The sequence below is a fragment of the Puia sp. P3 genome, assembly GCF_050632245.1.
In the GTDB taxonomy this organism is placed as follows: Bacteria; Bacteroidota; Bacteroidia; order Chitinophagales; family Chitinophagaceae; genus Puia.
This window is the reverse complement of record NZ_CP192583.1, coordinates 7093295-7105601: the sequence shown is the minus strand read 5'-3', so window position 1 is coordinate 7105601 and position 12307 is coordinate 7093295. Positions and strand designations below refer to the sequence as shown.

The following is a 12307-nucleotide window of genomic DNA, read 5'->3' as shown; positions in this document are numbered from 1 at the left end:
TAAATCCAGCAGAAAATGAGAGAGATCATAAATGCATCCGTACTTGTCATCGACGATGAGGAAATGGTCCGGGATAATATCGAAGAGATCCTGGTGCCCAGAAAGAAAAGCGTTGACAGCGAGAACATCGACATGGCGGCGAGCATTTTGTTTGACGCGCCGGCCGCCGCCGCGCCCAAGAACGGCAATATGCCGAAATTCCGGGTGGACAAGGCCGCCAACGGGCATGAAGGCGTAGAAATGGTGAAGCGGTCGGTCAACGAGGGTCGCCCCTACGCCGTCATCTTCCTGGACATGCGCATGCCCGGGCTCGACGGGATGGAGACCGCCGAACAGATAAGGAGATACGACAACAAAGCGGAGATCATATTTGTAACCGCCTTCAGCGACCGGAGCATCGAGGACATCGTGGCGCGCGCCGGCGAGAACGTAGGCTACCACTTGCAAGCCCTACGCTTCCGAGGAGATCACGCAACTCGCTACAAAAGCCGTCTCCGACTACAATAAGCTGCGCAATCTGGAAAACCTGATCGGGGCAATTTCCTCCATCAGCCTCGACGAACAACAGCTGATGCCGCTGCTGCGCAATATTCTGGACCAGCTCGGCCACCTATGTGGACACCGACACTGCCCTGCTGGGCAAACTCCACGAGAACGACAACTACGAGAAGATATTCAGCATCGGGCCCATCGAGCAAAAGATCAATATGATCGAGCTCATTGGGCAGGTAAAATCCGTCCGGGTCAATGACGGCGAGGTAGCGCAGTTCGAAGACGTCGTGCTTGCGCGGCTGGACAACTATACCGTATTCGCTATCCTGAAAAAACAGGAAAGGCTGAAGACCGAGAAAATGTACCTGCTCAAACTTTTCGTGCTGAATGCCGCCAAGGCTATCCGCAACGCGGAAGCTTCGGGAGAAGCTGATGCAGCGCGAGAAACTGTCGGCAGTAGGCAAGGCCGTCAGCATGATGATGCACGACCTTCGTTCGCCCATCAAGAACATCAAGGTCCTTACGGGTATGATGCGTGATGAAGGCATACAGAGCGACTGGCTGGATATGGTCGACCAGTGCGGCGAGCAGGCTTCGGCTATATTCGAGGATTTTCTGGATTTTATCCGGGAGAATCCCGTAAGAAAAGTTCCCGTGAAGCTGGAGAAGGTCATAGAAGAAGGCATCCGGCTGGCCGAGTCAAAAAACACGAGGCTGCCGGTAACGATCCAGGTCGGAGACCTCGGTGACCTGACCGTGCCGGGTGACGAAAGCAAGCTCAAACGCTGTATCATGAACCTTGTCTGCAATGCCGTCGAAGCCCTGCAGGATCAGAAGGTCGCCAATGCCCATATCGATATTTCCGCCGCCGTTGGGGACGGCACTATGCTCATCTCTATCCGTGACAACGGAAAAGGCATTCCCGCGGATATTCATAAAACCCTCTTCGAACCGTTCGTCACCCGGCAGAAGAACAACGGGACCGGGCTGGGCCTGGCCATCGTCAAGCAATACGTCATTGCGCACGGCGGCGAGATCTGGGTGGAGAATGACAATGGAGCCGTCTTTACGATCGCACTACCACTATAGTCTATGAAAAAAGTATACCATGGCCGCCTTGCTGGCCCTGATCTTTATCGGCATAACCTCGTTCTTCTGGTTCTATGACTGGAAGTACAGTCTGCCGACGCCGGTTCCGGAAGGATATAAGACGGTGAGCTGCGGCACTCCGATAAATGTGCTTCGCCAGCTGCAGTCGGGCAACAGGCCGTTGTTCCTGCATTTCTTTAATCCATCCTGTCCGTGTTCGCGATTCAACATGCCTCATTTTCAGTCGCTGGTAAAACAGTACGGGGCGAAGGCCGATTTTGCGATCGTGGTGATGAGCGACAAGCCGCATACGGTGCGGGAGATCCGAGGACAGATTCGGGCTGGATATTCCTGTGTTGTTCGACAGTGCCATCGCCCGTGAGTGCGGGGTATATTCTACTCCGCAGGCCGCGATCATCGACGCCGGACACAAACTATATTATCGGGGAAATTACAACAAGAGCCGCTATTGTACCAATAAGAAGAGCGATTTTGCCCGTCTCGCCCTTGAAGACCTGTTGAGCAATCACCCTGATCTCTCATTTAGTCCATACGCTGTAAAGGCGTATGGCTGTCAGCTTCCAACCTGTACAAAATGAAAAAAGCTTCTCCACGCCGATCCCGAGCTGCAGCAGCATGCCTTGGCTGCCGGGTTTGAAGTGAAAAGACGGTCCGACCAGCTGATGGACTACTTCCTTGCCTCCTATTTTGTTGGGGGACTGCTGCTGGCCTTCTACTATGATACCTGGCTGATAGCCGTGGGGGTCGGGGGTCTGTCGCTTGCGGCATATTATTCCGCGCGTTTTTTCGCGCCGGAGTCTGACCTGTATCAGTATGTTCTCAGCGTCGTACTGGCCGTGTTCATGGCGCAGTATATCTATCAGATGCACGGGATGTTCGAGATGCATTTTACAGCTTTTATTGGCAGTGCGGTTTTGATCACGTATCAGAACTGGAAGCTGCAGATCCCGATGGCGGTCGTGGTGGTCGGTCATCATGCGATGTTCGGCTACCTGCAGAATGGCGGGCTCGACGGCGTCTATTTTACGCAGCTGGAGTCTTTCGAGCTGAACACGTTTATCATTCACATCGTACTGGCGGCCGTGATCTTTTTTATCTGCGGACTCTGGTCTTATCAGCTGAACAAATCCCGTACTATCCGCGTCCTGCAGGCGGCGAAGGTGGAGAGGCTTCAGAAGGAAGCGCTGGACGCGGCCAATATAAAAAAGGAAGAGCTCGAACGGCAGGTTGCCGCGCTGCTGGACAAGGCCGTAGCCCAGGGCAAGCACGAGATCGCTTCCGATATCCTGCACGATATTGGAAATGCGGTGGTGGGTTTCGGGTCCTATCTTACGCGGATCCGGCGGATGCAGGAGAACGACAATCCGGAACATCTGGTAAAGCTGTCCGCTTTTGTCCAGTCTCAGCGGGTGGCGCTGGCCGGCGCTATCGGCGAGACCCGGGTGGACGCCATGGCGACAATGCTGGGGGTATCGCGCAGACGCAGAAGAGCAACCAGGAGGAGATCGGCCGGACGATCACGGAGCAGCTGACCATCATCACGCGGATACAGGACATCCTGAATATCCAGCGGCAGTATATCAGCGGGCAGGACAAGGAGAGGAAGGCGGTGAACCTTCGGGATATTATCAATGACAGTATGTCGATGTTGTTGGCTTCTGCTGACAAGCACGGGGTTGCTGTTTCCTTCGAGCTGCCGGACGGGCTGCCGGCGGTGAGGGGCGACAAGACCCGGCTGATGCAGGTGATGCTGAATATTCTGAAGAACAGTATCGAGTCTGTCGCGGCCAATAGTGGAGAGAAGAATATAGAGTTGAAGGCCTGGCGGGATTCGGACTATCTGACGGTGGAGGTCTGCGACAATGGGAATGGATTTGACACGGGTATGGTAGGCAGGCTGTTCGAGCAGGGTTTTACGACGAAGGCCGGCGGCGCGGGGATGGGGCTACACCACTGCAGGACGATCATGGATAGCCATGATGGCGTGGTGGGGTTGAGCAGTGACGGCCCCGGGAAGGGGGCGATGGCGACGGTGAGGTTTAAGATATAGGTTCATGGCCGCGCCGATTGCCCCTCGGGGTTCTCTGGTTCACGGTCCCGCCGGTCGGCCCTGTTTCCTGGTTCACGACCGCAGCGGTTGCCCCTCGGGGTTCTCTGGTTCACGGTCCCGCCGGTCGGCCCTGTTTCCTCGTTCACGGCCTCCGTCTGTTTGGTTCGTGGTTTCCCTTTGCGCGGTGACCTCCCGGCGTGAACCGCGCGGTTCACATTTACTCCCCCTCTACAAATACTTGTAAAAGGTTCAGCTGGTCGTCGAGCAGGACGAAGTCTGCCTGTGATCCGGGCTGGATGCACCCAAATCTGTTTTCGATTCCCATTAATCCTGCGGGATATAGCGAGGCCATGCGGAGTGCTTCCGGCAGGGGGATACCCGCTTTTTCGACGCCGTTGCGGACGGCCTGCAGCATGGTGAGGGCAGAGCCGGAGAGGGTCCCGTCCGGGAGGGTAAACCGGTCCTCCTTGAATACATGGACGTATTCGCCATAGGAAACTTCGGCTACAGCATCCGTAATAAAGAAGAGACGGTCGCCCATGATCTTTTTGCTGATGCGGATGGAGGCGAAGTCAACGTGTACGCCATCACAAACGACGCTTGCCCGGACGTCGTTGTGGTCATAGATGGCGCCGACCATTCCAGGCGCGCGGCCCTGCAGGGGGACATCGCGTTGAACAGATGGGTGGCGGCGGGAATGCCGAGATAAAATCCGTCGATCGCCTGTTCGTACGTCGCGTTGCTATGCCCGGCGGAAACGACGACTCCCTGTTGCTGCAGCAGCTGTATGCAGCCCGGATCGCATTGTTCCGGGGCGAGTGTCATCATGGTGAAGATCTCTTTTCCCTCATGCAGCAGCTGGCCAATTCTTCTTCGGTCGGCTTTTTTATGAACTTTTCGATGTGGGCGCCCTTTTTGACGGGGTTGATATAGGGTCCTTCCAGGTGGACGCCGAGCAGGCCTTTCCCGCCCTGGTTGCGGTATTGTTTTGCAACCTCCAGCCCGCGGAGGAATTTCTCGATGGAGTTGGTGGCCAGGGTGATCTGAAACTGTGTGCAGCCGCCCTGGAGACAGTATTCATAGGTTGCCTCGAGGGCTTCCGTGGTCATTTCGGCGGAAAAAAGCTTGCCGTTGCCGCCATAGATCTGGAGGTCGAGGAATGCCGGGGCCAGCAGATAACCCGAAAGCTCGCGCTGGCGGTAACCGGCGGGGATATCCGATATTGGGACAATGCCGGTGACGGTACCTTCCCTGACGAGGACTGCGCTGCCGGTGTGTATCTCGGTTCCTGTGAAAATCTCGCGGGCTATGAATGCGGTTGCCATAGGTGCTTTATGATTGAATGGAAAAATGGTCGGCGTCGCGCCAGAATGGGAAACGACGGCGGACCTCTGTAAGGTTGTCTTTTGGAGGGTGATCGTATGGACGTCCTGGGTCTCCGAACTTTCATAGAGGATCTCTCCCAGCGGGTCGATGATCATGGAGTCGCCGCTGTGGTGGATATTGTTGCCGTCGTCGCCGACCCGGTTGACGCCGATGACATAGGACTGGTTTTCTATGGCGCGGGCGCGGAGAAGGGTTTTCCAGGCCAGGCTGCGTCGGGCGGGCCAGTTGGCGACGTATAATAAAATATCGTATTCGAGGGCTGGGTCGCCTGGGGTGTCCTCGCTCGACGGGGTCTGGTCTGCCGGGTCGCGTTCGGCAATGTCCTGGAGCCCGAGTTCCTGGCACTGGGTGATCCAGATCTGTCGGGTCCTGATCCGCGGGGTCGTGAGGTCTTACCGGGGTCTGACGGCTCCAGACGGGAAAGCGCAGGTCATAGCAGACCAGCGGCAGTATCTTCCATCCTTTGACGGAGGTCAGCAGGCGTTTGCGGCCGGCCGTATAGTGTTCGTCCTCTCCGGCGAAGGCGAAACGGTGGCGTTTGTCGTAGAACCCATAGTTGCCATTCGGCAACATCCAGATGAGTCGGTTGAAATAGTCTTCTTCCTCCTTTATTATTATACTGCCGGTGAGAATGATCCTTTTCCGGGCTGCCACGTCACGCATCCAGGGCTACTGTGGGGCCATTCATGTCTTCGGCGAGCTTTTCCGGGTTCATGCTGAATCCCGTGCTGAACATCTCGGGGAGAACGACGAGCTCGGTCTTTTCCCGGACAGACAGGATCTTTTCTTCCAGATCGCGGAGGTTGGCCTTTTTGTCTTCCCATTTCAGGTCGGTCTGGATGATCGTAATGGAGATCGTTGGCGCAGGCATGGTGTGAAAGTAAGGTTTTTCGGCGGTTGCTGCCGGTGTGATCGGCCCTGGTGGTGGTCGACTTCCGCTGGCGAGGGATCCGTGTTCCCGCTAAAGACCTTGGTCGAATTCGTTTACTCCTCGTCTCCTTTTCCCGCCACGGTCCTGACGGCCGCGGAGACCCGGTCCGACTCATAGCCTTTCTGCAGGAGGTAGTCCTGCAGCTTCCTTTTCCGGACAAAGAGATTGCTTTCCCCGCGGAGGGTCTCCCATTTTTTTCGGCCAGCCGGGCGAGGGCCCGCTGATACTCTTCCTCGTCGATGAGGGTCAGCGCCTTCCTGATACAGTATTCGCTGACCTGGCGCTGCTTCAGCTCGTAGCGGATCTTCACCCTCCCCCACTCTTTCAGCCGGAAATGGCCGCCGGCGAATTGCTCGGCGAAACGCTGTTCGTTGAGGTAGTTCTCCTCGATGAGCGTGGCCAGCGCCGTCTCGACGTCTTTTTTGCGGAGGCCGAAGGAATACAGTTTTCCTGGACGTCGCCGTGGCTGCGTTCCTGGTAGCCACAGTAGTGTCTTGCTTTTTGCAGGGCCTGTTCCAGGGGATAATGTGCGCGAAAAGGGCATCCCGCAAAAGTAGTTAGAAAAAAGTCCCGTTAGTCACAGGAAATTAACAAATTGAGTCGTAGATTGTCGCCCGATTTTCTTATATCTTGGATATTAGACATAAATTAGTAGTTTCGCCCAAAGACAAATTTCATGAAGTTTATCGTTTCCTCCTCGGCATTATTGAAACAACTGCAACAGATTAGTGGTGTGATCAATGCGAATACCGTATTGCCAATCCTGGAAGATTTTCTATTCGAAGTCGAGAAAAACAAGCTGACAGTTGTCGCAACCGACCCGGAAACGGTCATGAAAGTGCATCTGGAGGTCGAGGCCAAGGATACTGGCAAAGTCTGTATCCCCGCCAAGATCCTGATCGACTCACTGAAGAATATCCCCGATCAGCCCCTGACCTTCAATATCGACAAACATTTCGCCGTCGAGCTGACCAGCGACAACGGTAAGTACAAGGTCATGGGTGAAAATCCCGACAACTTCCCCAAGGAGCCTGCTTCGGATGAAACCACGTCTTTTACAACAACTTCATCGGCGCTGGTAACCGCTATCAACAAGACCCTGTTCGCTGTGAGCAATGACGATCTTCGTCCTGCCATGACAGGTGTCTACTTTGAAATGGATAAGAAAGGGCTTCAGTTCGTTGCGACGGACGCGCACCGCCTGGTACGTTATAAAAGGAAGGACGTTAGCTGCCCGAAGAACGATTCTCTGATCGTTCCCAAAAACCGCTGAACCTTCTCAAGTCCGCCCTGCCGGCCAACCAGGACGAGATCACCATCAGCTATAACAGCAACCACCTGTTCGTCAGCCATGGCACGACGCAGATGAGCTGCCGTCTGATCGACGCCCGTTTCCCTGACTATAAGGTCGTTATACCTGCAGACAATCCCTATAAATTAGTGGTGGGACGCAATGATTTCCAGAGCGCCCTGCGTCGTGTGAGCATCTTTAGCAATAAGAGCACGAATCAGGTGGTCCTGAACATCCAGGGCAGCGAGCTTCAGCTGACCGCGCAGGATGTGGACTTTTCGTTCGAAGGTAACGAGCGAATGAAGTGTCAGTATGATGGTGAGGATCTGGCAATCGCTTTCAACGCCCGCTTCCTGATCGAGATGCTGGCGTCAACGGACAGCGACGAGGTTCGGATGGAGCTGTCTACGCCCACCAAGGCCGGTATTATCAAGCCGACGGAAGAGGACGAGAATGAAGAGGTGCTGATGCTGGTGATGCCGCTGATGCTGAATAGCTAGGGCCGGGGTGTGATCCGCGGGTGGGCCAGGGGTTGAGCCGGTTAAAATCGAGGAGGCCATATGGAAAAGCTTGTTCTTTATTTCGAGCATATCCCTTCATGGCATCGTTCGCTGATATTGGGCGGCGGACTGGTGCTCTTCTGGATCCTGGAAGGTCTCGTCCCGCTGGTGCGGTTTCGGTATCACAGGGTCCGTCATGCGGGACTAAATCTCTTCTTCACGCTGACGACCATCGTCGTCAATCTCTTTTTTGCCTCCCTGATCATTATGGCCGCGGCCTATAGCACCCGCCATCACTCCGGTCTGCTCTATCTTTTCCCGATGCCCTTGTGGCTGTTTACACTGGTGGGGCTGATGATCCTCGATCTGATCGGCGCCTGGCTGATCCACTTGCTGCACCACCGTATAAAATGGATGTGGAAGTTTCACCTGGTGCATCACAGTGACACCTGGGTGGATACGACTACAGCCAACCGGCACCATCCGGGCGAAAGCGTCTTCCGCGCCATATTTACGCTGCTGGCGGTGGTCGTAGCGGGATCCCCGGTATGGCTGGTCTTTCTCTACCAGTCCCTGTCGGTATTGCTCTCGCAGTTGAACCACGCAAATATCTCTCTCCCGAAATGGCTGGACACCATTCTGGGCTGGGTCATTGTCTCCCCCGATATGCACAAGGTGCACCATCACTACCGGCGACCGCTGACCGATACCAACTACGGGAATATCTTTTCTTTCTGGGACCGGATTTTCGGAACCTTCGCTTTCGTTAAGGACACGAAGAGCCTTCACTATGGCATCGATACACATCCGGAAGAAAAGGAGAACAACCGGATGGGGAATCTCCTCGGGATGCCCTTTCAGACTTACCGGCCGCCGACTACCGACGCGGTCCCCCAACCACCAGCAGCATACCTCCTGGCACGGGCCGGAGCGTGAACCGCGGAAACGACCAACGGCCAAGTGTGTGAGCCACACGGTTCACGGAAAGCGGGCTGGCGTTCTTCGGGTTGGAACGTGAACCAGACGGTTCACTGCTGCTGCTGCATCATCTCCATATATCTCCGGTAGGAATTCGAGCCGTCGGCGTTCCCATTGGACGCGGGCTGTATCACAAGGGTCGTAGTTACGTCCTCAACGAGCTGCTCGGCCTCATAAGCAACGGAAACACCAACTTCCAGCGTCTGACCGGCCACGCCCTTATACGTCCCCTTTACTGGAGAACAATCCGAGAAACTGCGGCCTACGGCCAGCCTCACGTGGAGATCGCCGGCGATACAGTTATTGGTTGGGTCGAGCCCCACCCACCCATTCGACGGAATATAGGCCTCTATCCAGGCGTGCGTAGCGCTTTCGCCCCGCATGCCATTGCGGTTGGGACAGATATAGCCGCTGACATACCTGGCGGGTATCTGTATCTGCCGCAGGAAGACGAGCAGCATATGGGCAAAGTCCTGGCAGACGCCCGCCTGCAAGCGCCACACCTCGTCGAGGGTCGTCTCGACGCTGGTGATGCCTTTGATATACTTGAACCGGTCGAATACATAGGTCTTTAGCTGCTGCGCCGCCTCCAGCGGCGTCTGCGACCGCGCCTTGTCAGGGCAGACCGTCTCCAGCACCTTTCCAAGCGAATCGAATTGCTCCTGCTTTAAATAGTCGATGTATGGCGCCTGCCACCGCAGGTCTTCGAGCTGCCGCCACTGCTCCGCCTTGTCCGTTGTGTCGTTCAGCGGCGGACGCTGTTTCGTGATCACTTCGATCCGGCTGTCGATGGTGAGAGAGGTATGGGGGTCGGCGTGGGTGAACGAGCCGACCTCATTGCCATAATAATCCCTGAATATTTCCACGGGCGGCTCGCCGGTAATATAAAGGTCATGGCAAAGTACTTCCTGGTATTCGTCTTTTATCGGATACAGGACGATCTGGTTGGCGCTATCCCTTACCAGACCTTCATACGTATACTTCGTTATATGGTGGATGTTGAACCGGGGCATAGTAGATGAAGGATAAAGATAGGGAAATGCTCTTTTAGGTATAGGCAAAATAGTGCTGGTTGAATGCATTTCCCATTTCATAAAGGTCCTGCCTGACCCCGTTGAGGAAGCCATGGATCCCCTGCTGGAGGATGGAGTCGACCGTGCTGTATTTTATGCGACTCTGAAATCTTCCGATAAGAAAGTCCAGCTTTTGATAGCCTTCCTTGTTGCGGTCGGTCTTCAGCCGTTCGAAATACTTTTGCAGCTGTTTTACCGAATAAAGGACCGACCGGGGAAGTCCTCGTTCAGGACGACAAGTTCGAGGACATTCCGGGCGTCGAACCCGCTGCGGTAGGTTTTTAGATAGAGTTCATAACCCGAGATGGAGAGCAGAAGGTATTTCCAGTAGGTGGTGTCCATCCGGGTAATATCCAGGTCGCTGAATTTGATGTCCAGAATGTCTGCTGACTGCACGCCGCGCTCGAGGAATTTTCCGATATTGATAAAGGCGTATCCTTCGCCCCTGGCCATGGTGACGTCGGTGACCCCATAGTATAAAAGTCCCTGCCGGATGAGCACGTCCAGGATCGAGACCGGATCGTCTTCGTGGAGGCCGCGGATCAGATTGCCGTCGCGAACCGTATGGTAAAACTCATTCAGACACTGCCACAGCTCCTTTGTGATATGGTCCTGTACGCTGCGGGCGTTCTCCCGGGCGCGGGTGACGATGTTGAGCACGGAGTTGGCGTTCTCTCTGTCGGTGACCATGTACTGCAGGACGGCGCGCGACTTGTGCGAGATGGCCGCGGCGTGTTCGTCGTCTATATAGGAGAAAATGCGAAGGACCGGACGCCAGGAAAAATCCTGTATATCGTCCTGGGAGGAAGCGTAGTTGATCCGCAGCATGCGTAGAATGCCGTCGGTGCGTTCCATATAGCGGCTCATCCAATATAGGCTATCTGCTACTCTGCTTAGCATATCCGAAGAGGTTTAGGTTTTATTGTTTAAGAGGCAAGTACCCAGGTGTCTTTGCTGCCGCCGCCCTGGGATGAGTTGACCACCAGCGAGCCTTCCCGCAGCGCTACGCGGGTGAGGCCCCCGGGCACGATCTGAATACCGCCGGGCCCGCAGAGAGCGTAGGGGCGCAGGTCGATGCGGCGTGGTTTGAGCCGGCCGTGCATATAGCAGGGCGCCGAGGAGAGATTGATGATCGGCTGCGCGATATACTGCCGGGGGTCCTTGATTATTTCAGCCCTGTAGCGGTCAATTTCCTCGTCGCTCGCGGAATGGCCCATCAGCATGCCGTAACCCCCACTACCATTCGTTTTTTCACAACCATGTTGTTCATGTTGGAGAAGACATATTCCCGCTGGTCCCTGTTGTCGAGTTGATAAGTGGGCACATTTTTCAGGATGGGCTCCTCGTTAAGGTAATAACGGATCATGGCGGGAACATAGGCATATATCGCCTTGTCGTCCGCGACCCCGTTGCCGGCAGCGTTGACAATGGCCACGTTGCCTTTCCGGTAGGCACTCATGATGCCGGCTACGCCGAGAATGCTGTCTGGCCTGAAGACGAGGGGGTCGAGGAATTCGTCGTCGACGCGACGGTAGATGACGTCCACCTGCTGGAGACCCGCGGTCGTCTTCATATATACCCGATGGTTTTCCACCACCAGATCGCGGCCTTCCACGAGCTCGACGCCCATCAGCCGGGCCAGTGTCGTATGCTCGAAATAGGCGGAATTATAGATGCCCGGTGTCAGCAGAACGATAGTGGGACTGGCCGTTTGGCGGGGGGACAGGGCCACGAGATTGCGATGGAGGATATCCGGATATTCCGTCACGGTCCGGACGTTGTTCCGGGGATCAGGTCGGGGAAGAGCCGTTTTGTGATCTCCCTGTTCTCAAGCATATAGCTTACACCGCTGGGCGTGCGCAGGTTGTCCTCGAGTATATAAAAAGTACCGTCCTGGTCGCGGATCAGGTCGATGCCCGCAACGTGCACGTAAATATCGTGGGGAACGGGAAAACCGATCATTTCCCGGAGAAAATGGGGACAGCTGTAGACGATCTCCGTCGGGACGACCCCATCCTTGAGGATGAACTGGCTGTTGTAAACGTCCTTCAGGAACAGGTTGAGAGCCTTCAGCCGCTGGCGGATGCCAGTCTCGATATAGTTCCATTCGGAAGCCGTAATAATGCGGGGAATAATATCAAACGGAAAGATCTTCTCTATACCTTCGCCGCTGCTATAAACCGTGAAAGTAATGCCCTGGCTCATGAACATCTTTTTTGCCAGCTCTTCCTTCCTGTTGAGCTCTTCGATGGTCATCCGCTCCAGCAGGTCCAGTACGCATCGGTATTGCTGACGTACGTTGTTGTCGGTGTACATTTCGTCCCACCCGGCCGTTTCAGCGAGGTAGCTGTTAAGCAGTTCGGTTGTTTGCATGAAAATATGGTTTTGGTTCTGACAGCGGTCCGGGTCGGACGTCGTTAGTGTCGAAAGAACCGGATCTTGTCCGGTTCCGGCAGGCAAATGTTAATGTTCTAAATATACTTATTTTCGGACAAT

17 protein-coding genes and 2 pseudogenes are annotated in these 12307 nt (G+C 55.2%); 11 read left to right on the top strand and 8 right to left on the bottom strand.

From position 1 onward, the window contains the following. Positions 1 to 15: 15 nt before the first annotated feature. The 7 genes from ACQ86N_RS44945 (at position 16) to ACQ86N_RS44915 (ending at position 3652) form a co-directional block, all read left to right on the top strand. Positions 16 to 507: a response regulator transcription factor gene (locus ACQ86N_RS44945; protein WP_431212743.1), complete on the top strand. Its 492-nt coding sequence runs from the start codon at positions 16 to 18 to the stop codon at positions 505 to 507. Positions 508 to 614: 107 nt separating this feature from the next. Continuing rightward, positions 615 to 1031 carry a hypothetical protein gene (locus ACQ86N_RS44940; protein WP_431212742.1) on the top strand — a complete coding sequence of 139 codons (417 nt, stop codon included), beginning with the start codon at positions 615 to 617 and terminating at the stop codon, positions 1029 to 1031. Next, positions 925 to 1581, top strand: a complete 657-nt coding sequence (locus ACQ86N_RS44935) for a sensor histidine kinase (RefSeq protein WP_431212741.1) — start codon at positions 925 to 927, stop codon at positions 1579 to 1581. The genes ACQ86N_RS44940 and ACQ86N_RS44935 overlap by 107 nt, the downstream gene beginning before the upstream one ends. Positions 1582 to 1600: 19 nt before the next feature. Next, positions 1601 to 1963 (top strand): deiodinase-like protein, encoded by a 363-nt coding sequence (locus ACQ86N_RS44930; protein WP_431212740.1) that lies wholly within the window; start codon positions 1601 to 1603, stop codon positions 1961 to 1963. Continuing rightward, the gene (locus ACQ86N_RS44925; RefSeq protein ID WP_431212739.1) at positions 1938 to 2180 is read left to right on the top strand and encodes a hypothetical protein; all 243 of its coding nucleotides are present in this window, start codon (positions 1938 to 1940) and stop codon (positions 2178 to 2180) included. The genes ACQ86N_RS44930 and ACQ86N_RS44925 overlap by 26 nt, the downstream gene beginning before the upstream one ends. Positions 2181 to 2240: 60 nt before the next feature. Continuing rightward, positions 2241 to 3134: a hypothetical protein gene (locus ACQ86N_RS44920; RefSeq protein WP_431212738.1), complete on the top strand. Its 894-nt coding sequence runs from the start codon at positions 2241 to 2243 to the stop codon at positions 3132 to 3134. 77 nt (positions 3135 to 3211) lie between these two features. Further along, the gene (locus ACQ86N_RS44915) at positions 3212 to 3652 is read left to right on the top strand and encodes an ATP-binding protein (protein WP_431212737.1); all 441 of its coding nucleotides are present in this window, start codon (positions 3212 to 3214) and stop codon (positions 3650 to 3652) included. Positions 3653 to 3869: 217 nt separating this feature from the next. Here the strand turns inward: ACQ86N_RS44915 and ACQ86N_RS44910 are convergent, their stop codons facing one another. From ACQ86N_RS44910 to ACQ86N_RS44890, 5 genes are all read right to left on the bottom strand, one after another. Next, on the bottom strand, positions 3870 to 4193 hold the full coding sequence (locus ACQ86N_RS44910; protein ID WP_431212736.1) for an amidohydrolase family protein: 324 nt from the start codon (positions 4191 to 4193) through the stop codon (positions 3870 to 3872). Beyond that, positions 4157 to 4480 (bottom strand): hypothetical protein, encoded by a 324-nt coding sequence (locus ACQ86N_RS44905; RefSeq protein ID WP_431212735.1) that lies wholly within the window; start codon positions 4478 to 4480, stop codon positions 4157 to 4159. Before ACQ86N_RS44905 ends, ACQ86N_RS44910 begins: the two co-directional genes overlap by 37 nt. Next, positions 4477 to 5244 (bottom strand): nitrilase-related carbon-nitrogen hydrolase, encoded by a 768-nt coding sequence (locus tag ACQ86N_RS44900; RefSeq protein WP_431217855.1) that lies wholly within the window; start codon positions 5242 to 5244, stop codon positions 4477 to 4479. Before ACQ86N_RS44900 ends, ACQ86N_RS44905 begins: the two co-directional genes overlap by 4 nt. A 449-nt stretch (positions 5245 to 5693) precedes the next feature. Then, positions 5694 to 5909 (bottom strand): nitrilase-related carbon-nitrogen hydrolase, encoded by a 216-nt coding sequence (locus ACQ86N_RS44895; protein ID WP_431212734.1) that lies wholly within the window; start codon positions 5907 to 5909, stop codon positions 5694 to 5696. 113 nt (positions 5910 to 6022) lie between these two features. Further along, a complete protein-coding gene (locus ACQ86N_RS44890) occupies positions 6023 to 6235 on the bottom strand; it encodes a hypothetical protein (protein ID WP_431217854.1) in 213 nt (70 codons plus the stop codon). A 68-nt stretch (positions 6236 to 6303) separates the two neighbouring features. Between ACQ86N_RS44890 and ACQ86N_RS44885 the strand changes: the two genes are divergently transcribed. From ACQ86N_RS44885 to ACQ86N_RS44870, 4 genes are all read left to right on the top strand, one after another. Continuing rightward, positions 6304 to 6450, top strand: a complete 147-nt coding sequence (locus tag ACQ86N_RS44885) for a hypothetical protein (RefSeq protein ID WP_431212733.1) — start codon at positions 6304 to 6306, stop codon at positions 6448 to 6450. 195 nt (positions 6451 to 6645) lie between these two features. Beyond that, positions 6646 to 7242: a DNA polymerase III subunit beta gene (locus ACQ86N_RS44880; protein WP_431212732.1), complete on the top strand. Its 597-nt coding sequence runs from the start codon at positions 6646 to 6648 to the stop codon at positions 7240 to 7242. A 92-nt stretch (positions 7243 to 7334) separates the two neighbouring features. After that, entirely contained in the window at positions 7335 to 7760 is a 426-nt protein-coding gene (locus tag ACQ86N_RS44875; RefSeq protein WP_431212731.1) for a DNA polymerase III subunit beta, read from the top strand. 60 nt (positions 7761 to 7820) lie between these two features. Continuing rightward, entirely contained in the window at positions 7821 to 8696 is an 876-nt protein-coding gene (locus ACQ86N_RS44870) for a sterol desaturase family protein (RefSeq protein ID WP_431212730.1), read from the top strand. Positions 8697 to 8788: 92 nt separating this feature from the next. On the opposite strand, the gene ACQ86N_RS44865 is transcribed toward ACQ86N_RS44870, so the two are convergent. From ACQ86N_RS44865 to ACQ86N_RS44855, 3 genes and pseudogenes are all read right to left on the bottom strand, one after another. After that, entirely contained in the window at positions 8789 to 9751 is a 963-nt protein-coding gene (locus ACQ86N_RS44865; protein WP_431212729.1) for a transglutaminase family protein, read from the bottom strand. A 34-nt stretch (positions 9752 to 9785) separates the two neighbouring features. Further along, a pseudogene (locus tag ACQ86N_RS44860) lies at positions 9786 to 10666 on the bottom strand (alpha-E domain-containing protein). 71 nt (positions 10667 to 10737) lie between these two features. Then, positions 10738 to 12016: pseudogene (locus tag ACQ86N_RS44855) on the bottom strand (circularly permuted type 2 ATP-grasp protein). Positions 12017 to 12307: the final 291 nt, after the last annotated feature.